Annotated in this window: 20 protein-coding genes and 5 tRNA genes; 3 read left to right on the top strand and 22 right to left on the bottom strand. The window is 43.0% G+C overall.

All coding sequences use genetic code 11. The annotated features are described in order from the left end of the window. From fusA to ONT18_RS14520, 22 genes are all read right to left on the bottom strand, one after another. Complete coding sequence (gene fusA, locus ONT18_RS14625) at positions 1 to 2115, bottom strand: elongation factor G (protein ID WP_264906386.1); 2115 nt, start codon at positions 2113 to 2115, stop codon at positions 1 to 3. Between the two features lie 27 nt (positions 2116 to 2142). Continuing rightward, positions 2143 to 2619 carry a 30S ribosomal protein S7 gene (gene rpsG / locus ONT18_RS14620; RefSeq protein WP_006848838.1) on the bottom strand — a complete coding sequence of 159 codons (477 nt, stop codon included), beginning with the start codon at positions 2617 to 2619 and terminating at the stop codon, positions 2143 to 2145. 181 nt (positions 2620 to 2800) lie between these two features. Next, entirely contained in the window at positions 2801 to 3181 is a 381-nt protein-coding gene (rpsL, locus tag ONT18_RS14615; protein WP_006848839.1) for a 30S ribosomal protein S12, read from the bottom strand. Between the two features lie 243 nt (positions 3182 to 3424). Further along, a complete protein-coding gene (locus ONT18_RS14610; RefSeq protein WP_006848840.1) occupies positions 3425 to 3751 on the bottom strand; it encodes a DUF3467 domain-containing protein in 327 nt (108 codons plus the stop codon). A gap of 232 nt (positions 3752 to 3983) precedes the next feature. After that, positions 3984 to 8318 carry a DNA-directed RNA polymerase subunit beta' gene (rpoC, locus tag ONT18_RS14605; RefSeq protein WP_117727213.1) on the bottom strand — a complete coding sequence of 1445 codons (4335 nt, stop codon included), beginning with the start codon at positions 8316 to 8318 and terminating at the stop codon, positions 3984 to 3986. A 31-nt stretch (positions 8319 to 8349) separates the two neighbouring features. Continuing rightward, the gene (gene rpoB / locus ONT18_RS14600) at positions 8350 to 12162 is read right to left on the bottom strand and encodes a DNA-directed RNA polymerase subunit beta (protein ID WP_022122142.1); all 3813 of its coding nucleotides are present in this window, start codon (positions 12160 to 12162) and stop codon (positions 8350 to 8352) included. 110 nt (positions 12163 to 12272) lie between these two features. Then, on the bottom strand, positions 12273 to 12650 hold the full coding sequence (gene rplL, locus ONT18_RS14595) for a 50S ribosomal protein L7/L12 (RefSeq protein ID WP_006848843.1): 378 nt from the start codon (positions 12648 to 12650) through the stop codon (positions 12273 to 12275). A 55-nt stretch (positions 12651 to 12705) separates the two neighbouring features. Then, on the bottom strand, positions 12706 to 13224 hold the full coding sequence (gene rplJ, locus ONT18_RS14590) for a 50S ribosomal protein L10 (protein WP_022122141.1): 519 nt from the start codon (positions 13222 to 13224) through the stop codon (positions 12706 to 12708). 18 nt (positions 13225 to 13242) lie between these two features. Then, positions 13243 to 13935, bottom strand: a complete 693-nt coding sequence (rplA, locus tag ONT18_RS14585; protein WP_022122140.1) for a 50S ribosomal protein L1 — start codon at positions 13933 to 13935, stop codon at positions 13243 to 13245. Between the two features lie 21 nt (positions 13936 to 13956). Beyond that, positions 13957 to 14397, bottom strand: a complete 441-nt coding sequence (gene rplK, locus ONT18_RS14580) for a 50S ribosomal protein L11 (protein ID WP_006848846.1) — start codon at positions 14395 to 14397, stop codon at positions 13957 to 13959. 58 nt (positions 14398 to 14455) lie between these two features. Then, positions 14456 to 14998 carry a transcription termination/antitermination protein NusG gene (nusG, locus tag ONT18_RS14575; protein ID WP_006848847.1) on the bottom strand — a complete coding sequence of 181 codons (543 nt, stop codon included), beginning with the start codon at positions 14996 to 14998 and terminating at the stop codon, positions 14456 to 14458. A gap of 12 nt (positions 14999 to 15010) precedes the next feature. After that, positions 15011 to 15199, bottom strand: coding sequence for a preprotein translocase subunit SecE (secE, locus tag ONT18_RS14570; RefSeq protein ID WP_006848848.1), 189 nt, complete (start codon positions 15197 to 15199; stop codon positions 15011 to 15013). Positions 15200 to 15215: 16 nt separating this feature from the next. Then, a tRNA-Trp gene (locus tag ONT18_RS14565) sits at positions 15216 to 15288 on the bottom strand. A gap of 63 nt (positions 15289 to 15351) precedes the next feature. Continuing rightward, positions 15352 to 16548 (bottom strand): elongation factor Tu, encoded by a 1197-nt coding sequence (tuf, locus tag ONT18_RS14560; protein WP_022122139.1) that lies wholly within the window; start codon positions 16546 to 16548, stop codon positions 15352 to 15354. Between the two features lie 68 nt (positions 16549 to 16616). Beyond that, positions 16617 to 16688 (bottom strand) — tRNA-Thr (locus ONT18_RS14555). Between the two features lie 14 nt (positions 16689 to 16702). Further along, a tRNA-Gly gene (locus ONT18_RS14550) sits at positions 16703 to 16775 on the bottom strand. Positions 16776 to 16788: 13 nt separating this feature from the next. Continuing rightward, positions 16789 to 16870 (bottom strand) — tRNA-Tyr (locus ONT18_RS14545). 17 nt (positions 16871 to 16887) lie between these two features. Further along, positions 16888 to 16961, bottom strand: a tRNA-Thr gene (locus ONT18_RS14540). 99 nt (positions 16962 to 17060) lie between these two features. Further along, positions 17061 to 17360, bottom strand: a complete 300-nt coding sequence (gene hpf / locus ONT18_RS14535; protein ID WP_022122138.1) for a ribosome hibernation-promoting factor, HPF/YfiA family — start codon at positions 17358 to 17360, stop codon at positions 17061 to 17063. A 23-nt stretch (positions 17361 to 17383) separates the two neighbouring features. Beyond that, positions 17384 to 18265 carry a site-specific tyrosine recombinase/integron integrase gene (xerA, locus tag ONT18_RS14530; RefSeq protein WP_264906892.1) on the bottom strand — a complete coding sequence of 294 codons (882 nt, stop codon included), beginning with the start codon at positions 18263 to 18265 and terminating at the stop codon, positions 17384 to 17386. A gap of 83 nt (positions 18266 to 18348) precedes the next feature. Beyond that, positions 18349 to 18540 (bottom strand): 30S ribosomal protein S21, encoded by a 192-nt coding sequence (rpsU, locus tag ONT18_RS14525; protein ID WP_006848852.1) that lies wholly within the window; start codon positions 18538 to 18540, stop codon positions 18349 to 18351. A 136-nt stretch (positions 18541 to 18676) separates the two neighbouring features. Further along, the gene (locus tag ONT18_RS14520; protein WP_264906380.1) at positions 18677 to 20464 is read right to left on the bottom strand and encodes an aminopeptidase P family protein; all 1788 of its coding nucleotides are present in this window, start codon (positions 20462 to 20464) and stop codon (positions 18677 to 18679) included. 247 nt (positions 20465 to 20711) lie between these two features. Here ONT18_RS14520 and ONT18_RS14515 point away from each other — a divergent pair, with 247 nt between their 5' ends. From ONT18_RS14515 to ONT18_RS14505, 3 genes are all read left to right on the top strand, one after another. Beyond that, the gene (locus ONT18_RS14515; RefSeq protein WP_118140326.1) at positions 20712 to 21704 is read left to right on the top strand and encodes a malate dehydrogenase; all 993 of its coding nucleotides are present in this window, start codon (positions 20712 to 20714) and stop codon (positions 21702 to 21704) included. A 220-nt stretch (positions 21705 to 21924) separates the two neighbouring features. Beyond that, the gene (locus ONT18_RS14510) at positions 21925 to 22779 is read left to right on the top strand and encodes a DUF3737 family protein (protein ID WP_264906377.1); all 855 of its coding nucleotides are present in this window, start codon (positions 21925 to 21927) and stop codon (positions 22777 to 22779) included. A gap of 263 nt (positions 22780 to 23042) precedes the next feature. Next, on the top strand, positions 23043 to 24245 hold the full coding sequence (locus tag ONT18_RS14505) for a MalY/PatB family protein (protein ID WP_022122133.1): 1203 nt from the start codon (positions 23043 to 23045) through the stop codon (positions 24243 to 24245). The last annotated feature ends 40 nt before the right edge of the window (positions 24246 to 24285 follow it).

The following is a 24285-nucleotide window of genomic DNA, read 5'->3' as shown; positions in this document are numbered from 1 at the left end:
TTAAAGGAGTTCTGCGTGACCCTTAACCTCCTCCAACACAGCCTTAGCAATTGTTGAAGAAAGAGGTGCATGATGATCGTACTCCATAGAACTTGTTGCACGACCAGAAGTGATAGTACGCAAAGCTGTTACATAACCGAACATTTCAGCCAATGGAACCATTGCCTTTACGATGCGAGCACCGCTACGACCTTCTTCCATACCCTGAACGAGACCACGGCGCTTGTTCAAGTCACCGATTACGTCACCCATGTTCTCTTCTGGAGTAACAACCTCTACCTTCATGATAGGCTCCATCAAAACAGGACCAGCCTTAGGGCAAAGTACCTTGAATGCCTGATGTGCTACCAACTCGAATGACAACTGGTCAGAGTCAACTGGGTGGAAGCTACCATCGGTCAAAGTCACCTTCAAACCTGTCATTGGGAAACCACCGAGTACACCATTTGACAAGCAGTCAGCGAAACCCTTCTGTACAGATGGGATGAATTCCTTAGGAACGTTACCACCCTTAACCTCGTTGATGAACTGCAAGTCACCCTCCTTGTAATCCTCGTCCTTAGGACCGATGGTTACATCGATACAAGCGAACTTACCACGACCACCAGACTGCTTCTTGTAAGTCTCACGGCTCTGAGCAGTCTTAGTGATAGCCTCCTTATAGTTAACCTGAGGCTTACCCTGGTTACACTCAACCTTGAACTCACGCTTCAAACGGTCGATGATGATATCCAAGTGGAGCTCACCCATACCAGAGATAATTGTCTGACCGCTCTGCTCATCTGTACGAACAGTGAAGGTTGGGTCCTCCTCAGCCAACTTAGCGAGACCATTATCCATCTTAGCGATGTCTGCCTGGCTCTTTGGCTCAACTGCGATAGAAATCACAGTATCAGGGAATGTCATAGACTCCAATACGATTGGGTGCTCCTCATCACAGAGAGTATCACCTGTACGAATATCCTTGAAACCTACACCTGCACCGATATCACCAGCATCGATAGACTCCATTGGAATTTCCTGCTTAGAGTTCATCTGGAACAGACGGCTGATACGCTCGCGCTTACCTGAACGTGGGTTGTAAACATAAGAACCAGCAACAACCTTACCTGAATAAACACGGAAGAATACCAAGCGGCCCATGAATGGGTCTGTAGCAATCTTAAATGCGAGAGCAGATGTTGGCTCATCCTCAGATGGCTTACGATCCTCTTCCTCCTCAGTATCAGGGTTAGTACCGATGATATTTGGAGTATCCATTGGTGAAGGCAAGAATGCACATACATAGTCGAGCAATGGCTGAACACCCTTGTTCTTGTATGAAGAACCGAGCAACATTGGGCAGCACTCCATAGCACAGCAACCCTTACGGATAGCAGCAAGAATCTTCTCCTCTGGAACATCCTTACCATCGAGATAAAGTTCCATAACCTCATCATCGAAGTTAGCAGCGCCCTCAAGGAGCTTATCACGCCACTCAGCAGCCTCGTCAGCCAAGTCTGCAGGGATATCCTCAACATCATACTCAGCACCCATAGTCTCATCGTGCCAAAGAATAGCCTTCATCTTAATGAGGTCAACTACACCCTTGAAGTTCTCCTCTGCACCAATAGGAATCTGAATAGCAATTGGATTAGCGCCCAAGATATCCTTCATCTGCTGAACTGTCTCGAAGAAGTTAGCACCAGAACGGTCCATCTTGTTTACATAACCGATACGAGGTACATTGTACTTATCAGCCTGACGCCATACAGTCTCGGACTGAGGCTGAACACCATCAGCTGCAGAATATGTAGCAACAGCACCATCAAGGACACGGAGTGAACGCTCAACCTCAGCAGTGAAGTCAACGTGTCCCGGAGTATCGATCAAGTTGATCTTATAAGACTTACCGAGATAGTTCCAGTTACAAGTTGTAGCAGCAGAAGTGATAGTAATACCACGCTCCTGCTCCTGGGCCATCCAGTCCATTGTAGCAGCACCATCGTGTACCTCACCAATCTTATGAGTCTTACCTGTATAGAACAAAATACGCTCAGAAGTTGTTGTCTTACCAGCATCGATATGCGCCATGATACCGATGTTACGAGTCAAATGTAAATCGCGATTTGCCATTTTCTTTTAACTATATTATATATTAAATTAGAATCTAAAGTGAGCGAACGCACGGTTAGCCTCAGCCATACGATGCATATCCTCCTTACGCTTAAATGCACCACCCTGATTATTAAAAGCATCCATGATCTCTGCAGCAAGCTTATCAGCCATAGTCTTACCACCGCGCTTACGTGCAAAAAGAATAAGATTCTTCATAGAAATACTTTCCTTACGATCAGGACGAATCTCTGTAGGAACCTGGAAGGTTGCACCACCGATACGACGGCTCTTAACCTCTACCTGAGGAGTAATATTATCAAGTGCCTGCTTCCAGATTTCAAGAGCAGACTTTTCCTCGTTAGACATCTTAGCCTTTACAATATCAAGTGCATTGTAGAAAATCTCATAAGATGTATTCTTCTTTCCATCATACATCAAATGATTTACGAACTTTGAGACCTTCTGGTCATTGAAGACAGGATCTGGAAGGATCACTCTCTTCTTTGGTTTTGCTTTTCTCATTTTAAATAAAACTTTTTTTTAATTCTGCATGGGGCTGTATAATGTTCTTCAACGCTCGCACCCGAGCATTTACTCAACCTGATTACTTCTCCAGCAAAACTTTTATTAAATATTTTAACCCCAACTCCCGACCTTCTCCGACCGTGAGTCTGCGGTTTTGTCTAAAATTTAAGAAGCTATATTACTTCTTTGCCTTAGGACGCTTAGCTCCGTACTTAGAACGACGCTGTGTACGATTTGCAACACCTGCAGTATCAAGTGTACCACGGACAATGTGATAACGTACACCAGGAAGGTCCTTTACACGACCACCGCGAACCAAAACAATTGAGTGCTCCTGCAAGTTGTGACCCTCTCCTGGAATATAAGAGTTTACTTCCTTTGAGTTTGTCAAACGTACACGTGCAACTTTACGCATTGCTGAATTAGGCTTCTTAGGAGTTGTTGTATAAACACGAACACAAACACCACGACGCTGAGGACAAGAATCCAAAGCTGGTGACTTGCTCTTGTCTACAAGAACTCGTCTGCCTTTTCTTACTAACTGTGAAATAGTAGGCATAATTTTACTTTTTAATTTATATATTTATTTTTATTTATTGTCTTATTTCGATGTAAGCCACTACTTTATAGAGCCTTTTCGGGGTGCAAAGGTACGATTTTTTCGGCAAACTACCTAAATATTAAGGAGACTTTTAAAAAACGAAGGCTAGTTTTAACTTTATATAACTATTAAAAACGAATATTATAAAGAAAAAGCGGAATTTAGCAGAGAATTTAGTCTTAGTATGTATGCTGTAGTACATTATGCCTCACCCTTTGGTGTGCCAAATGGAGCGATTGTACGTTCTTGCTCATCAGACAACTTAATTTTACCGAAGGACTGCTCATAGTTATAAATATTGCTCTGCAATGCCTGGAGCAATCGCTTAGCATGCTCAGGTGCCATGATAACACGACTCTTGATCTGAGGTGCAGGCATGCCAGGAAGTGCACATGCAAAATCCAAGATGAAGTCTGAACTAGAATGAGTAATCAGTGCCAAGTTAGAGTATGTACCCTCTGCAACTTCAGGGCTGATGCCCATCTGGAACTGATTCTGCTGCTGTTGATTATTCTTATTTTCTTCCATAATTTTACTAAGTTAATAGGATTAAACTTTAAATGATAGTGCAAATTTACACATAATATCTGAAAAAAACGAATAATCTGCCACTTATTTTAAAAAAAACATCATAAGACAACAGAAGATGGAATCTTGATTCTTTGCTTTTTTTCATCTGTTACAGATAATAAAAGGGTGCGCCATAGACTTATGACGCACCCTCATTATACCTATTTATATATAGTACTCTATTCTACGATTATTCTCCTATTGGAGAATCAGCATAGTCGAGCACATTTTTCTTATTAGCCTGCATACGCTCATATTCTTCTTTAGAGCCTACGATGAGCTTATCCCACTGACGAAGACCAGTACCTGCAGGAATCAAGTGACCACAGATAACATTCTCCTTCATACCCTCAAGGTAATCAACCTTACCACGGATAGCAGCCTCATTCAAAACCTTAGTAGTTTCCTGGAATGATGCAGCACTCATAAAGCTCTTAGTACCAAGAGCAGCACGAGTAATACCCTGGAGGATCTGTGTAGAAGTTGCAGATACAGCATCACGAACCTGTACAAGTTTCAAGTCGCGACGCTTCAATGCAGAATTCTCATCACGCAATCTACGAGCCGTTATGATCTGACCTGGTTTGAGACTTTCACTATCACCACCGTCAGTAACAACCTTCTTACCCCAGATACGATCATTCTCTTCTGCAAAGTCAAGTTTATCAACCAACTCTTGCTCCAAGAAGGTAGTATCACCTGGATCGTCAATACGAACCTTACGCATCATCTGACGTACCACAACCTCAAAATGCTTATCATTAATAGCCACACCCTGAAGACGGTAAACGTCCTGGATCTGGTTAACAATATACTCCTGAACAGCGGTAGGACCCATGATGGCGAGAATATCGCCAGGAGTTACACTACCATCAGAAAGAGGAGTACCAGCACGTACAGCATCATGTTCCTGTACCAAGATCTGCTTAGAAAGAGATACAAGATACTTCTTCTGATCGCCTGTCTTAGATGTCACGATGATCTCACGATTACCACGCTTTACCTTACCCATAGTTACCTCACCATCGATTTCAGATACAACAGCAGGGTTAGAAGGGTTACGAGCCTCAAGAAGCTCAGTTACACGAGGGAGACCACCAGTGATATCACCTGCACCACCTACAGCACGAGGAATCTTAACCAAAACCTCACCGGTATTAATTGTCTGTCCATCCTCAACAGCCAAGTGACCACCTACAGGGAAGTTGTATGTACCAAGGATTTCACCATTAGCATCGATAACATCACAAGATGGAACCATTGCCTTATTCTTGGAATCGGTGATAATCTTCTCCTCCAAGCCTGTAGTCTCATCGACCTCAGCACGATAAGTCTGATCCTTCTGAACGTCATTGAACTTCAATGTACCGGCATACTGGCTGACGATAACGGCGTTGAATGGATCCCAACGGGCGATAACAGTATCCTTCTCTACGATTTCACCCTCCTTGTGATACAATGAAGAACCGTAAGGAACATTCAAAGTTGCAAGAACGATGTTTGTATTAGGATCCACGAAACGGATTTCAGCCAAGTGGCTTACTACCTTTTCGCACTTGATATCGTTGCCTTCCTCGTCTTCCTCTACGAATGGTACTGTGCTCAACTCGTCAAACTCGATACGAGACTTATTCTTCGCAGCAATCTTAGCATTGGCAGCAGCATTAGATGCAATACCACCGGCGTGGAATGTACGGAGAGTCAACTGAGTACCTGGCTCACCAATAGCTTGAGCAGCGATGACACCAACGGCTTCACCCAGCTGCACCATACGGGCTGTTGCCAAGTTACGGCCATAGCACTTCATGCAGACACCCTTTTTGCTCTCACATGTGAGAACCGAACGAATTTCAACACTCTCGATAGGAGATTCATCTATAGCCTTTGCCTTAGCCTCGGTAATTTCTTCACCAGATTTGACAATCAGTTCACCAGTTGTTGGATGAATAACATCATGCACAGAAACACGACCCAGAATACGCTCATAAAGAGATGAAATAATCTCATCACCATTCTTTAAAGCTGTACAAACCAAGCCACGCAATGTACCACAATCCTCTTCGGTGATGATAACATCGTGAGAAACGTCTACAAGACGACGAGTCAAGTAACCGGCATCGGCAGTCTTCATAGCGGTATCAGCAAGACCCTTACGGGCACCGTGAGAAGCGATAAAGTACTCCAATACAGACATACCCTCCTTAAAGTTAGAAAGGATAGGGTTCTCGATGATCTGCGCGCCCTCTGCACCAGCCTTCTGAGGTTTAGCCATCAAACCACGCATACCAGACAACTGCTTAATCTGATCCTTAGAACCACGGGCTCCGGAATCAAGCATCATGTATACGGCGTTGAATCCCTGATCAGCTTCGGTCATCTCCTTCATCAAGATATTACCCAAATCTGTATTTACGTGAGTCCACGCATCAATAACCTGGTTGTATCGTTCCTTGTTGGTGATGAAACCCATATTATAGTTATTGGTAATTTCCTCAACCTCCTTGCGACCGCGCTCAACAATAGCTTCCTTCTCTGGTGGAATAATAATATCACCAAGGTTGAATGACAATCCTGCGACATAAGCCATACGATAACCTAAGTTCTTGATTCCATCAAGGAATTCACAAGCCTTAGCCATACCAACAGCCTTGATAACATTAGAAATCAAACCACGGAGGGTTTTCTTGGAAATCACATCATTGAAGAAGCCAACTTCATCAGGAATGATACCATTAACGATGACACGTCCAACAGAAGTTTCTACCATTCGCTTCTGGATTGTACCATCAACCAAGTCGTCAACTACAACCTTAATCAAAGCATGAAGATCACATCGGCCCTCGTTACGAGCAATCAATGCCTCTTCAGGACCATAGAATGTCAAGCCCTCACCCTTTGCACCTGGACGAATCTTAGTAATATAGTAAAGACCAAGCACCATATCCTGAGAAGGAACGGTGATAGGCGCACCATTAGCTGGGTTGAGAATGTTATGACTCTGAAGCATCAGGATTTGAGCCTCCAAAACAGCCTCATTGCTCAATGGAAGGTGAACAGCCATCTGGTCACCATCGAAGTCGGCGTTGAACGCTGTACATGCCAATGGATGCAACTGAATAGCCTTACCCTCAATCATCTTAGGCTGGAATGCCTGGATACCGAGTCGGTGAAGCGTAGGGGCACGGTTCAACATAACCGGATGACCCTTCATTACATTCTCAAGAATATCCCAGATAACTGGCTCGCGACGATCAACAATCTTCTTGGCACTCTTAACAGTCTTTACGATACCACGCTCAATCAACTTACGGATGATAAATGGTTTGTAAAGCTCTGCAGCCATCAGTTTTGGAAGACCACACTCACCCATCTTCAACTCTGGACCTACAACGATTACAGAACGGGCAGAATAGTCAACACGCTTACCCAGCAAGTTCTGACGGAAACGACCCTGCTTACCCTTTAAAGAGTCAGAGAGTGACTTCAAAGGACGATTGCTCTCACTCTTTACAGCAGAACTCTTGCGTGAGTTGTCGAACAAGCTGTCAACAGCCTCCTGCAACATACGCTTCTCGTTACGGAGAATAACCTCAGGAGCCTTGATTTCAACCAATCTCTTCAAACGGTTGTTACGGATAATCACACGACGATAGAGGTCATTCAAGTCTGATGTTGCAAAACGACCACCATCCAATGGTACCAACGGACGAAGCTCAGGTGGAGTAACAGGAATAATCTTCATGATCATCCATTCTGGCTTGTTAATACCTTTACTAGCACGGAAGCCTTCTACAACTTGCAGACGCTTCAGAGCCTCAGTTTTACGCTGCTGACTTGAATCGTTATTGGCGCGATCGCGGAGTTCGTATGACAAAGAGTCAAGGTCTACATTCTGGAGCAACTGATAAATTGCTTCAGCACCCATTTTTGCTATAAACTTATTAGGGTCCGTATCGTCCAAAAGTTCATTGTCACCATTAGGATCATACTGGTCAAGAAGAGCCATATATTCATCTTCTGACAAGAGATCAAGTTTGTGAGAACCGTTCAATTCAAGACCATCAGCATCAGTCTTTCCCTCAAGAATACCAGGCTGGATAACTACATACTTCTCGTAGTAAATGACAGCATCAAGTTTCTTGGTCGGCATACCCAAAAGGTAACCAATCTTATTTGGAAGAGAACGGAAATACCAAATATGAGCAACAGGTACGACAAGCTCAATGTGACCAGAGCGTTCACGACGAACTTTCTTCTCTGTAACCTCTACACCGCATCGGTCGCAGACGATTCCCTTATAACGGATACGCTTGTACTTGCCGCAGGCGCATTCATAGTCCTTAGTAGGACCAAAAATACGCTCGCAGAACAAGCCATCACGCTCCGGCTTATATGTACGATAATTAATGGTTTCCGGTTTAGTAACCTCACCATACGAATTTTCCAAGATCTCCTCTGGCGAAGCGAGACCGATGGTAATCTTCGTAAAATTATTCTTTACCTTTGTATCTTTTTTGAAAGCCATGTTTCTATATATAAATTAGGGGTTCTCAAAATTAATCAAGTTTGATGCTCAAACCAAGGCCACGAAGCTCATGGAGCAATACGTTAAGTGACTCAGGAATACCAGGAGTTGGCATTGGATCGCCCTTTACGATTGCTTCGTATGCCTTGCTACGTCCTACAACATCATCTGACTTAACAGTCAGGATCTCCTGCAAAACGTGGCTTGCACCGAATGCCTCGATAGCCCAGACCTCCATCTCTCCGAATCGCTGACCACCAAACTGTGCTTTACCACCAAGTGGCTGTTGTGTAATCAAAGAGTATGGACCGATAGAACGAGCGTGCATCTTATCCTCAACCATATGACCTAACTTCAAGAAGTAAGTCATACCAACAGTAGCTGGCTGGTCAAACTGTTCTCCAGTCTCACCATCATAAAGGTAAGTTGAGCAGAAACGTGGCAAGCCTGCCTTATCTGTCCATTCTGAGAGATCATCCAATTTAGCACCATCAAAGATAGGAGTAGCAAACTTTACACCCAACTTTTTACCTGCAGCACCCAAGATACACTCGAAGATCTGACCAAGGTTCATACGTGAAGGCACACCCAATGGATTCAATACCATATCTACAGGACGACCGTCAGCCATAAATGGCATATCCTCCAAACGAACTACCTTAGACACAATACCCTTATTACCATGACGACCGGCAAGTTTATCACCAACCTGGATCTTACGCTTCTTAGCAATATATACCTTAGCCATCTGAAGAATACCTGATGGAAGTTCATCACCAATAGTGATAGCAAACTTACGACGCTTTAATTCAGCATCAAGTTGCTTATACTTGCGGATATAGTTCATAATAAGTCTCTGAATCAAGCCATTGGTATGCTCATCCTTAGTCCACTTATTTGACTGAACACCATCATACTCCAAATTCTTCAAGGCTGTAGCAGTAAAGGTACTGCCCTTGGTGATAATCTCAGCACCTGTATAATCCTTAACACCCTCAGAAGTCATACCTTCTGTAAGTGTAAGCAACTTGTCTACGAGAATATCCTTCAAGTCATCACCCTTTGCCTCATACTCCTCATCAATCTTAGCAAGAATAATCTTATCCTGCTTCTTTGACTCACGGGTCTTGATAGCACGAGAGAACAACTTCTTGTCAATAACCACACCGCTCAATGATGGATTTGCCTTCAATGAAGAATCCTTCACATCACCAGCCTTATCACCAAAGATAGCGCGAAGCAACTTCTCTTCTGGTGAAGGATCACTTTCACCCTTAGGCGAAATCTTACCAATCATGATATCACCTGGTTCAATTCTTGCACCAACACGCACGATACCATTATCATCAAGATCCTTTGTAGCTTCCTCGCTGACATTAGGGATATCAGATGTGAATTCCTCTACTCCACGCTTAGTTTCACGGACATCAAGAGAGTATTCGTCAACATGTACAGATGTCAATACGTCATCACGAACCATACGTTCAGAAATAACAACAGCATCCTCATAGTTGTAACCCTTCCAAGGAATATAAGCTACAAGCAAGTTACGGCCCAAAGCCAGCTCACCGTTTTCTGTCGCATAACCCTCAGTCAGGATATCACCCTTCTTTACACGCTGTCCCTTATTACAGATAGGACGCAAGTCGATGGTCATATTCTGGTTGGTACGACGGAACTTAGGAATACGATACTCCTTCAAAGCTGGTTCGAAGCTTACAAATTCATCGTCTTCTGTGCGATCGTAAAGGATACGGATAGTTGTAGCATCAACATATTCGATAACGCCCTCACCTTCTGCAGTAACCATAGTACGTGAATCCTCACAAACTTGCTTCTCAAGACCAGTACCAACTATTGGTGCATCATTATGAAGCAATGGTACAGCCTGACGCATCATGTTACATCCCATCAACGCACGGTGACCATCATCATGCTCCAAGAATGGAATCAAACCTGCGGATACAGAAGCAATCTGCTGTGGAGAGACGTCAACATAATCAACTTGATCCGGACCTACAACAGGATAATCAGCATCCTGACGACACTTTACTACATCACGAATGAAAGAACCATCAACAGTCAAAGGCGCATTACCCTGACCGATAATCTTAGACTCTTCATCTTCAGCAGTCAAGTATACAACATCCTCATTAGCCATATCGACCTTGCTATCATTCACCTTACGGTAAGGAGTAACAATAAAACCAAGATCATTAATCTTTGCATACATACAGAGAGAAGAAATCAAACCGATGTTTGGACCTTCAGGACTCTCAATAGGGCAAAGACGACCATAGTGTGTATAATGTACGTCACGAACCTCGAAACCGGCACGCTCACGAGACAAACCACCAGGACCTAAGGCAGAAAGACGACGCTTATGAGTTACCTCAGCCAGAGGGTTAGTCTGGTCCATGAACTGTGACAATGGATTAGTTCCAAAGAAAGAATTGATAACACTAGAGATTGTCTTAGCATTAATCAAATCTGTTGGAGTAAACACCTCATTGTCGCGAACATTCATACGTTCACGGATAGTACGGGTCATACGTGCCAAACCAATAGAGAACTGGTTAGCCAACTGCTCACCTACTGTACGAACACGACGATTAGACAAGTGGTCGATATCGTCAACTGTTGCACTAGAGTTGATCAGCTGAATAAGATATTTAATGATCTCAATAATATCTTCCTTAGTCAAGACACGAACATCAATGTCAGTATCAAGATTCAATTTCTTATTGATACGATAACGACCTACCTCACCCAGATCATAACGCTTATCAGAGAAGAACAGGTTTTGGAAAACCTCACGTGCACTTGCGTCATCTGCAGGATCAGCATTACGCAACTGACGATAGATATAGTTAACAGCTTCCTTCTCAGAGTTACTTGGATCCTTTGCCAAAGTATTGAAGATAATAGTAAACTTGTTGGCAGCTTCCTCATCCTTATGAAGCAGAACAGTCTGCGCACCACTCTCAACAATCTCCTCAATATTATCAGCAGTAAGTTCAGTCTCACGCTCCATGATTACTTCATTACGCTCGATAGATACTACTTCACCGGTATCCTCATCAACGAAGTCCTCATTCCAACTCTTCAAAACACGAGCAGCAAGCTTACGACCAATAGCAGCCTTCATATTCTTCTTGTTAACCTTCACCTCCTCGGCGAGATCAAAAATCTGAAGAATATCCTTATCCTGTTCGTAACCAATAGCACGCAACAATGTGGTTACAGGCAACTTCTTCTTACGATCGATATATGCATACATTACATTGTTAATGTCAGTTGCAAATTCAATCCAGCTTCCCTTGAAAGGAATGATACGAGCAGAATAAAGCATGGTACCATTTGCATGAACACCCTGGCTAAAGAACACACCAGGAGAGCGATGAAGCTGAGAAACAACAACACGCTCAGCACCATTAATCACGAAAGTACCATTATCGGTCATATATGGGATAGTACCAAGGAACACATCCTGAATAAATGTACCGAAATCCTCATGATCAGGATCAGTACAATACAGTTTCATCTTAGCCTTCAAAGGTACACTATATGTAAGACCACGCTCCAAACACTCATCAATAGAATAGCGAGGAGGGTCGATATAGTAATCCAAGAACTCAAGAACGAAATTGTTACGTGTATCGGTAATAGGGAAGTTCTCAGAGAACACCTTATACAAACCGTCATTCTTGCGTTCCTCAGGCGGAGTATCCAACTGTAAGAAGTCCTTGAAAGACTTTAACTGCACATCGAGGAAATCCGGATATGGATACGGATTATGCACGCTGGCAAAATTTACTCTGTTATCAACAATTTTTGTAGCCATTAGAAGTTATTAAATGGGTTTTATTAATAATATAATAAAAGACACAAAAAGGTTAGGACTCACCTACTTGGAGAATCCTAACCATTTATATAAAAAATGTATTACTCTAATTACTTGAGCTCTACCTTAGCACCGGCCTCTTCGATAGCCTTCTTAAGGTTCTCAGCCTCGTCCTTAGCTACACCTTCCTTGATTGTAGAAGGAGCACCGTCTACGAGATCCTTAGCCTCTTTCAAACCGAGACCACAAGCCTCCTTAACAGCCTTTACAACCTGGAGCTTAGCGCCACCAACCTCAGCGAGGACTACGTCGAATGTAGACTTCTCCTCAGCTGCAGCTGCACCACCAGCAGCAGGACCAGCAGCTACAGCTACAGCTGCAGCAGCAGGCTCAATACCATACTCGTCCTTGAGGACTGTTGCCAACTCATTAACTTCCTTAACAGTAAGATTTACTAACTCTTCTGCAATAGCTTTGATATCTGCCATTTTATTCTAAATTTTATTTTGTTTATACTATAATTAATGATAACATTGTGATTGATTACTCAGGACGCTCGCCCAATGTCTTAAGCACACCATGAATAGTGTTGCTTCCTGATTGAAGAGCTGAAACAACGTTCTTTGCAGGTGACTGGAGCAAAGCAACAATCTCTGCGATAACTTCGTTCTTGCTCTTGAGAGCTGAAAGCTCTGCAAGTTTGTCTGCGCCAACGTAGAAGCTTTCCTCTGCATAAGCAGCCTTCAATGTTGGAACATCTTCCTTGTCATATTCCTTCAACAACTTAGCTGGTACATTAGCTGTATTAGCAAACAACACAGCAGTAGTACCCTTCAAGTAGCCATAGAGCTCAGAGAAATCGATATCTGAAGCCTCGAACGCCTTGTGAAGCAAGGAATTCTTAACAACAACCATCTTAATCTCGCTCTGGAAGCACTTACGACGGAGTGCGCTTGTCTTCTCAGCATTCAATCCTGTAACATCTACAAGATAGAAATGAGGAAACTCCTGCAACTTCTGTCCAAGCTCAGCGATAATAGTATCTTTAACTTCTTTCTTCATTTTACAAAACTTTTAGAGTTATTCAACTGATTTAGGATCAATCTTGATACCCTTACTCATAGTGCTAGAAATAAAGATACTCTTGATATATGTACCTTTAGCAGCAGCAGGCTTCAGCTTGATAACTGTGTTGATGAACTCCTTAGCATTTCCATAGATCTGCTCAGAAGTCATGCCAACCTTACCGATTGAAGTATGGATAATACCAGCCTTATCAACCTTAAAGTCAATCTTACCTTGCTTAACTTCCTTTACTGCCTTAGCAACATCCATAGTTACAGTGCCACTCTTAGGGTTAGGCATCAAGCCACGAGGACCGAGTACACGACCCAAAGGACCAATCTTACCCATACAAGAAGGCATTGTGATGATGACATCAATATCTGTCCAACCACCCTTAATCTTCTCAACGTATTCGTCAAGACCTACATAATCAGCGCCTGCTTCCTTAGCAGCAGCTTCCTGATCAGGAGTACAGAGTGCGAGCACGCGAGTAACCTTACCTGTTCCGTTTGGCAATGAAACAACGCCACGAACCATCTGGTTAGCCTTACGTGGATCAACACCTAAGCGTACATCAATATCAAGAGATGCATCAAACTTGGTAGTGGTAATTTCCTTTACCAACTCTGAAGCCTCCTTCAATGTGTATGCCTTCCCTGCTTCAACCTTATCAGCTACTGATTTTTGATTTTTTGTCAGTTTACTCATTTTTCTAATTGAAGTTTTAAATTATTTACCAGGGAAGTCCCCTTTTACAGTAATACCCATACTTCTTGCAGTACCAGCGATGAGCTTCATAGCTGATTCTACAGTAAAGCAGTTCAAGTCCTTCATCTTATCCTCAGCGATTACCTTTACCTGATCCCAAGTAAGAGAAGCAACCTTCTGACGATTAGGCTGAGCAGAACCTGACTTGATTTTGGCAGCCTCTTTCAATTGAACTGCAGCAGGTGGAGTCTTGATAATAAAATCAAAAGACTTGTCAGTATAATAAGTAATAACTACTGGCAACACTTTACCTGCTTTGTCCTGGGTACGGGCGTTGAATTCCTTGCAGAATCCCATAATATTAATACCCTTAGAACCCAATGCAGGTCCTACTGGAGGTGAAGGATTCGCAGCGCCACCTTTAATCTGTAATTTGATTAATCCAGCAACTTCTTTAGCCATTTCTTTGTTAATATTTAAAATTGAAACTTATAAGGAATAACAATCTCGTAACAGAATCCTATTCCTTTTCTACTTGCATAAAACCTAATTCCAACGGAGTTTTACGTCCGAAGATCTTAACCGTAACTTTCAGCTTATGCTTTTCAGCATTAACCTCTTCAACGATTCCGCTGAAACCACTGAATGGACCTTCCATAACCTTAACGGTATCATTAACCAAGTAAGGACAATCAAGATTCTCCTCAAACTCAGTCTCCTCAGCAGAACCCAGCATACGATTGATATCGCGCTGTGGAACTGGTGTAGGTTCATCCAAACCTCCAAGGAAACCCAAAACATTAGGGAGGAAACGCAACGTATGCGCTACATCACCCTTCAGTTTGGCCTCCACAAAAACATAACCTGGAAGAGAAACCTTTTCTTTAACGACTCTCTTTCCATTACGCACAGTTGCATGCTTCTCAACTGGAATCAACACCTGAGAAACATTTGCTGCTAGTAAGTCATTGTGCTTCATTTCAGCTTCGATGTATTCTTTCACCTTAGCTTCCTTACCACTAACGGCTTTAAGCACATACCATTTATTTCCTGCGTCTGCCATTTCCTTAAAAAATTAACCTGGATAAACTACACCCATAAAGGCTTTGAAAATAGAATCCATCGCGAACACAACAAGTGCAATGACTAGGGAAGCAGATAATACAACCATTGCACTATGAGTAAGTTCGGCACGTGATGGCCAAGTAGTCTTATGCGCAAGTTCATCGTAACATGCCTTGCAATAATTTACTATTTTATTCATATTATCTTCTATTTAGCACGGGTTGAAGGGCTCGAACCCTCGACACCTGGTTTTGGAGACCAGTGCTCTACCAACTGAGCTAAACCCGTAGAAAGACTCCCGCTCCCTTAGGAGGGGAGTCTGATATATATAGCAAATTAGATAAATCTAAATTACTTGATATCGTCGAGAATTGTTGTAATCTGACCAGAACCTACTGTACGACCACCCTCACGGATAGCGAAACGAAGACCCTCGTTCAAAGCAACCTTGTAGATCAACTCTACCTCAATCTCTACGTTATCACCAGGCATTACCATCTCAACTCCCTCTGGAAGCTTGATTTCACCTGTACAGTCCATAGTACGGAGATAGAACTGAGGACGATACTTGTTACCGAATGGAGTGTGACGACCACCCTCTTCCTTCTTCAATACATAGATAGAAGCCTTGAAGTGATCGTGAGGAGTAATAGCACCTGGGTGTACAACTACCATACCACGCTTAACCTCAGCCTTATCGATACCACGGAGAAGCAAACCTACGTTATCACCAGCTTCACCCTCAGCAAGGATCTTACGGAACATCTCAACACCAGTAATAACTGACTTCTTGTCCTCACCAAGACCGAGCAACTGAACTTCGTCACCTACCTTGCAACGACCTGTCTCAATACGACCTGTAGCAACAGTACCACGACCTGTAATTGAGAATACATCCTCGATAGGCATCAAGAATGGCTTATCAATCTCGCGCTCTGGCTCCTGAATCCACTCATCAACTGTATCCATCAAAGTCTCAACAGACTTAACCCACTTCTCAACACCGTTCAAAGCACCGAGAGCAGAACCACGTACAATTGGAGTATCCTCCTCGTAACCATACTGCTCGAGGATCTCACGAAGCTCCATCTCAACGAGCTCAAGCATCTCCTCATCATCAACCATATCGCACTTGTTCAAGAAAACAACCAAACGAGGTACGTTTACCTGACGTGCAAGAAGTACGTGCTCACGTGTCTGTGGCATAGGACCATCAGTAGCAGCACAAACCAAGATTGCACCATCCATCTGAGCAGCACCAGTAACCATGTTCTTTACATAGTCAGCGTGTCCAGGACAGTCAACGTGTGCATAGTGACGCTTTGCTGTCTCATACTCGATGTGAGCAGAGTTGATAGTGATACCACGCTCTTTCTCCTCAGGAGCATTATCAATCTGATCGAATGACTTAACTGCCTCAGATGTACCGAGCTTCTCGTTCAATACCTTAGAGATAGCAGCGGTCAGAGTAGTCTTACCATGGTCAACATGACCAATTGTACCAATGTTAACATGCGGTTTGGTACGCACGAATTCTTCTTTAGCCATAGCTTTTCTTTTTATTTATATAAATGAATAATCTGTTCCTCTACCATCCTAAGCATCTAGAACGATAGAGCTGTAACTGAGAGTTGAACTCAGGACCTCTTCCTTACCAAGGAAGTGCTCTACCACTGAGCTATTACAGCAAGTTAATAAATTGAGCGGAAAACGGGGCTCAAACCCGCGACCCCCAGCTTGGAAGGCTAGTGCTCTATCAACTGAGCTATTTCCGCTTATCAAAGAAAGTGGGTAGTGATGGATTCGAACCACCGAAGGCATAGCCAGCAGATTTACAGTCTGCCCCATTTGGCCACTCTGGTAACTACCCAAATTTTTCTTTTTCTGAGCCTCTTGTCGGATTCGAACCAACGACCCCGAGATTACAAATCACGTGCTCTGGCCAACTGAGCTAAAGAGGCAATCTTTACAGCCGCAATACGGCTAAATTTCCATCTATCGGAAAACGGCTGCAAAGATACAACTATTTTTTGAATCAACAAAATTTTTTCGAGTTTTTTTTATCGATTCCTTGATTTTTCTTTAAATTTGGTCAATTGAACCTTCATTGAGTCCACTGCCTGGTCAATTCCTTCCTCAAAAGTGTCACATGTCTTTTCTACGAACAACTTGGTTCCAGGGACAGCAACTTCCAGATGAACTTCCTTATTCAAGGCAGTAGCAGGCTTCACGACCTTTAATTGCACCTCTACTTTCTGTATATCTTCAAAAGTTTTTTCTAACTTGGCGACTTTCTTTTCGATAAACGCCTGTAACTTCTCGGTAGCGTCGAAGTGAATCGACTGAATCTTAATTTCCATAGTTACCTCCATTTTTTAAAAGGTTACGCCCGAGGATGGGCTTCAATATAAACTCGTTTCAACTGCTCAAACGTTGTATGCGTATAAATCTCGGTCGTCGAGAGTTTCGCATGTCCTAACAGTCTTTTCAAACTTTCAATTCCTGCACCATGATTCAACATTGCAGTAGCAAACGTATGCCTCAACACGTGCGGACTTTTCTTTTTCAACGAGCAAACCCTTGCGAGGTTCTCCTTCACGATTTCTCTGACTTGAACCGGACTCATCCGTCCGCCCTTATCCGCAAGCAAAAGAGCTCCAGTCTTAACCATCACCCTTTGTGCTCTTAGAGCCAAATATTCCGAAAGAGCATTTTTAAGCTCGTCACCAAAAGGAACTATACGTTGTTTGTTTCCCTTACCCGTAATCTTTATCTCTTTTTTGATAAAGTTCACATCGTCAACATCAAGCCCTATCAACTCTGACAATCGCACCCCCGTCTCATAGAACAATATTATAATAGTACGTGCGCGTACATTATTATAATCATCGCCCCACATTTTTCTGTCAAGCAACTCATCCATCTCATTTTCTTTCAAGAATTGAGGTAGCGGTCTACTCTCCTTAGGTCCTTTGAGGCTATGAGCGGGATCCGACTCCACATAATGTCTGACTAAAGCAAACCGATAGAACATTTTCAAAGCACTCAACCGGCGATTAACCGAGGTTGCCTTATTTCCTGCATCTATCATATGCTCCATCCAGTTGCGAATCATATCAGAATCAACAGATTCCCAAGTGAAGGATTCAGACAAGTTCCTAGCATACTGCTCAAAGAGTTTCAAATCTTCGCGATAGTTTTCTACCGTCCTCTGCGACCTGTTCAGTTCAGAGCGCAAATATTCCAAGAACTTATCTATACTCAACATAACGTCGTACCTTTTTCATTTCGGCAACGAAGTTACGAAAATTATTTTAAACTACCAAATTTTTTGAGGATTTTTTACTTTTATTCCTCGTTTGCACGCAACTGCTGTACGTAGATGGCGTGTTCCATCTTGAGACGCTTCAAAACAGAAGGCTTGTCATACTGCTGACGAGCACGAAGCTCCTTAACAACACCTGTCTTTTCGAATTTTCTCTTAAACTTCTTGAGAGCTCTCTCGATGTTCTCACCGTCTTTAACTGGTACAATAATCATTTTTTTGCTTTTAATTTATTATGTTAAACTTATGTTATTCAATGCGAAATATGGCAATGCCACAATTTGCGGGTGCAAAATTACATCTATTTTATCAAACTACCAAGTTTTTCTTCAACTTTTTACTCTAAAATGTTCATTTTATGGGTTTTGTAGCATTTTCAAGCCATATTTTCTCCTCTTCATCAAGGAAAGGAGACAATTTTTCATAAACTGAATGATGATAAGCATTGAGCCAGTCAATCTCTTCAGGCAACAACATATCAACATCTATAGGAGTGGTATCTATAGGACAAAGAGTAAGAGGCTCTATCTGCAGGAATTTACCGAACTCAGTAGACATGTAGTCTGAAATCAGCACCGTATTTTCTATTCTTACGCCAAACTTACCTGCCAGATACAAACCAGGCTCATCAGTCAAGGTCATTCCAGCTCTCAAAGGTGTAGGCATCCACTCCATTCTTATTTGATGAGGGCCTTCGTGCACACAGAGATACGAACCTACTCCATGGCCTGTACCATGCAAGAAATTATATCCTTCACGCCACATACACTCTCTTCCTACAGCATCCAACTGTGTTCCTGATGCACCATCGGGGAATTTAACCAATTCCAACTGAATATGCGCTTTCAGAACCAAGGTATAAACATGCTTCATCTCTTCAGATACGGCCCCCAAGGCTATGGTACGGGTAATATCAGTAGTACCATCCTGGTATTGAGCGCCAGAGTCTATCAGAATCAAGTCTTCCGGTTTCAGAACGACATCTGTTTCAGGAGTTGCCTCATAATGGACAATTGCTCCATGCTGCGCATAGCCGGCAATCGTATCAAAAGAAATATCTCTGAACAGTTTCTGTTCGGCACGTAGCGACGTTAATTTCTCATCAATGGAAATTTCTGTTTGTCCGCCAGCCTCAACAGCAGGTTTCAGCCACTTCAAGAACTTAACCATAGCAACACCATCTTTAAGCATCGCACTACGGTAGCCCTCTATTTCTGCTTTATTTTTCACAGCCTTCATAGCCGGAACAGGAGAACCAGCAGCAACAATTTCCTGGCATTTTACTGCTTTCCACAGATAATAGCTCGTTTCATTTCCATCTAACAGGATATTATATTCCGAATATGATTCAAGGCATTTTTCCACCTTATTATATTTATAGAGAGAAACCTGATTGTCTTGAAGATACTGTTTTACTTCAGGAGATAATTTATTATCATCCACGAAAAGAGAAACTTTATCGCTCTCAATCAACAAATAACTTACAAATACAGGATTGCAATGAACATCTGTACCACGAAGATTCAAAGTCCAAGCAATATCATCCAAAGCAGAAACGAGCATACCATCTGCATGAAGTCCTCTCAAAGCCTTACGGATACGGGCCACTTTAGAGGCTAGCGTCTCTCCAGCATATTCCAATGGTTGAATTTCTACAGGATTTGCAGGAAGCGAAGGACGATTCTCCCAAATCTGTTCCAAAGGGTCCAAATTAGTTCTAAGCGTAATTCCACCGAGTTTACGGAGAGAATAGCTTAAATCTTTAACATAATTATAAGAGTTGACCATGCCATCAAGTCCAACCTCTGGAGATTGTACATCCCGCAATTCTTTTCCCAACCATTCAGCGATAGTAGGCGTACCTTCCATTTTCAGTCTCATCAGCTGATATTCAGTACCTTCCAACTGTTCTTCCGCAGCCAGGAAGTAGCGGGAATCAGTCCATAAAGCAGCCGATTTCATTGTAACGACAGCAGTACCAGCCGACCCGTTAAAACCAGAGATCCACTCTCTTCCTCGCCAATGGTCGGCAACATACTCGCTCTGATGAGCATCTGTACTAGGGAAGATGAAAGCAGAAAGATGTTCACGCTTCATCAACTCCCTCAATCTAGCTAAACGTAATTCGATTTCATTCATAATTGTTATGCAATTTAATGTTTAACTTAACTCCAAATAATGCATTTTGCTAATTAGAGATTACAAAGATAACATTTTTAAGAATTAACAACAAATTTAAGCGCAAAAATATGCACGATTTACATTACTTTTTATTAATTTTGCGGTCGGAAAGTAAAAAGAAGGAGTTTTACAAACTTTATTCCAGATACATTCCGCTATTTTTCAGGAGAAAAAGATTATAAACATTTAAAAAAGAATTGTAGTTATGAATTTTTTAACAAATGACAAACTCGTTATCGTCGGTGCAGGCGGTATGATCGGTTCTAACATGGTACAGAGCGCTTTGATGCTCGGTCTTACTCCAAACATCTGTCTTTATGATATCTTCGAGCCAGGTGTACATGGTGTTTTCGATGAGATTCAGCAGTGCGCATTCCCAGGTGTTAACGTAACTTATACTGTTAACCCAGAGGAGGCTTTCACTGGTGCTAAATATATCATTTCTTCTGGTGGTGCTCCTCGTAAGGAGGGTATGACTCGTGAGGATCTTCTTAAGGGCAACTGCAAGATTGCTGCAGAATTTGGTGACAACATCAAGAAGTACTGCCCAGAGGTTGAGCACGTAGTTGTTATCTTCAACCCAGCTGACGTTACAGCTCTTACAGCACTTATCCACTCAGGTTTGAAGCCAAACCAGTTGACATCACTCGCAGCTCTCGATTCTACTCGTCTGCAGCAGGCTTTGGCCCTCGAGTTCGGTGTACAGCAGGATAAGGTTACTGGCGCTCACACTTATGGTGGTCACGGCGAGCAGATGGCTGTATTTGCTTCTCAGGTTAAGGTTGACGGCAAGCCATTGGCAGAGATGGGTCTTTCTGACGAGCGTTGGGAAGAGATCAAGCACCACACAGTACAGGGTGGTTCTAACATCATCAAGCTCCGTGGCCGTTCTTCATTCCAGAGCCCAGCTTACAACGCAGTTAAGATGATCGAGGCTGCTATGGGTGGCGAGAAGTTCACATTGCCAGCAGGTTGCTATGTAAACCACGACAAGCTCGGTTTCAAGAACGTAATGATGGCTATGCCTACTACTATCGACAAGACTGGTGTTCACTTCACAGAGCCTACAGGTACTGAGGAAGAGCTCGCTAGCCTCCAGAAGTCTTACGAGCACCTTTGCAAGATGCGCGATGAGATCGTAGAGCTTGGCATCGTTCCTCCAGTAGCTGAGTGGAAAGAGATGAACCCTAACTTGTAATTCTCCGCTTCGGATTTTTAGAAGTTAACTCGATAAGGGCTGAATCGTGAAAATGCTTCATGATTCAGCCTTTTTTCATTTATTTTTCCCCTATAGCGACCATTTATCCCCAAATACGCCATATCGTTACATTTTTCTGTAAATCAGGTTATACGAATTTGGCATTATTTTTGTAATTTTGCACACAGAAATAACAAACAAGAAAGGATAATAGAAAATTATGGAATTGATAAAGAAGAAATCATTCGGGGGCGAGCGCCCTCTTTTCGGTGCTCACGATGTACGTTTAGAAGATATTACGATTACAGATGGCGAATCGGGCATCAAGTGCTGCCAAAACATAGAATGCCACCATTCCAAGTTTTATGGCAAATACCCTTGGTGGCATGTGGACGGTTCCCTTATCACAGACTGCTACTTCGCCCCAGAAAGCCGTTCGGCCATCTGGTATAGTGATAATATGGTGATGAAAGACTGCGCCATCGATGGGCCTAAGTTCTTCCGCGAAATGAAGAATCTGGATTTGGAGAACGTAAACATCACAGATGCTGATGAGACTTTCTGGAAGGTAGATGGCTTGAAACTGAAGAACGTAAAACTCCACGATGGAACTTATCCATTCATGTTCTCCAAGAATATCTATGTAGACGGACTTGAGAGCGACTCTAAATATGTATTCCAATACTGCAGAAATGTGGAGATTCACAACGCAAAGATTACAACCAAGGACAGTTTCTGGGAATGCGAGAATGTAACCGTCTATGATTCGGAACTGAATGGTGAGTATCTGGCCTGGCACAGCAAGAACATCAAGTTCGTACGTTGCCACATCAGCGGCGAGCAGCCTCTCTGCTACATGGACCATGTAACTCTGGAGAATTGCACCTTTGATAAGGAATGCGACCGTGCCTTCGAGGATTGCACCAACATCGATGCACAGATCAAGGGAAGTATCACCAATATCAAGAACCCTATCTCCGGAAGAATCGAGGCAGACGAAGTGGGAAGCGTAACATATACTGAGTTTGCCAAAGCGCCAAAGGGTGCATGTAAAATCACAGATAAATCGAAATAGTTTAAGAGGTAATTACAGAAATGACAACAATCAAGTAAATTACTTATTGTTCCCATAACTAATTATTCTTACACTTAACTGAAATCTCCGTTCATAGACATTGAACGGCCGTTCAAAAGCTTTGAATGTACGTTCAATGTCTTTGAACGTACATTCAAAGTCTATGAACGAAGATTTCAATTAGGAGAAAAAGAGATTTATCCTATATAAATAAGAGATTTATCCTATATAGATAGAAGAAACAACATAGATAGAAAACAAATATGAAATACAATTTTGATGAAATCATCGAACGTCGTGGAACCAACTCATACAAATGGGATTTGGTGAAAGAAGACGGCGTTATTCCTATGTGGGTAGCAGATATGGATTTCCAGACAGCTCCCTGCATCATCGAAGCTCTGCAGAAGCGCGTAGCTCATGGTATCTTCGGCTATACCCTCGTACCTGATTCTTATTACGAGGCTATCATCAGCTGGTTCTCCCGCCGCCACCAGTGGAAGATAGAGAAAGACTGGATTCTCTATACTTCAGGCGTTGTACCAGCCATTTCCTGCTGTCTGAAAGCCATCTGCATGCCTGGCGAAAAGGTATTGGTACAGACACCTGTCTACAACTGCTTCTTCTCCTGCATTACAAACAGCGGCTGCGAAGTAGTAGAAAACGAACTGAAACGTGTGGGCAACTGCACTTATGAGATAGATTTCGAAGACTTCGAGCGCAAATGTGCCGATGAGAAGACCACAGCCTTCATCCTCTGCAATCCTCACAATCCAGCCGGAAGAGTGTGGAAGAAAGAGGAACTTGAGCGAATGAACGACATCTGTCTCAAGCACGGGGTAAAGGTCATCGCAGATGAAATTCATTGCGAGCTCATCATGCCAGGCTATCAGTATACTCCATTTGCCAGCATCAGCGAAGCTTGCCGTGACAACTGCGTAGTATTGAATTCACCATCAAAGTCATTCAATATTGCAGGACTTCAGATAGCCAACATTATCTGTCCGGATGCAACATTGCGCCGCCGCATCAACCGCGCCATCAACATCAACGAGGTTTGTGACGTAAACCCATTCGGCGTTATCGCCCTACAGGCAGCTTACAATGAGGGAGAAGAATGGTTGGATGAATTGAACCAATATCTCTACGAGAACTATCAGGCAGTAAAGGAATTCTTCAATACCGAATTGCCACAAGTTCGCGTTACCCGCCTTGAAGGCACCTACCTGGTATGGCTCGATATCCTGCCTTTCGAACTGTCAAGCGACGAGGCTTATGAGAAGCTGATGAACGATGGCAAGGTATTCGTCAACAGTGGTACGATGTATGGCAGAAAGGCTGGCCAGGGCTACCTGCGCCTCAACATCGCCTGTCCTCGCAAGACCCTGATGCAGGGTCTGATCCGCATTGCCCGGGTTCTCAGCCAGTATATGGATGAAGAGGATTTAAGCGGATGCCCTGCATAAAAGAGCGAAGAAAGAGAAAAGATTTCTAAATAAAATGTTT

Source organism: Segatella copri, assembly GCF_026015295.1.
GTDB lineage: Bacteria > Bacteroidota > Bacteroidia > Bacteroidales > Bacteroidaceae > Prevotella > Prevotella copri_C.
The sequence above is the reverse complement of the archived record's forward strand: the minus strand, read 5'-3'. Positions and strand labels throughout refer to the sequence as shown.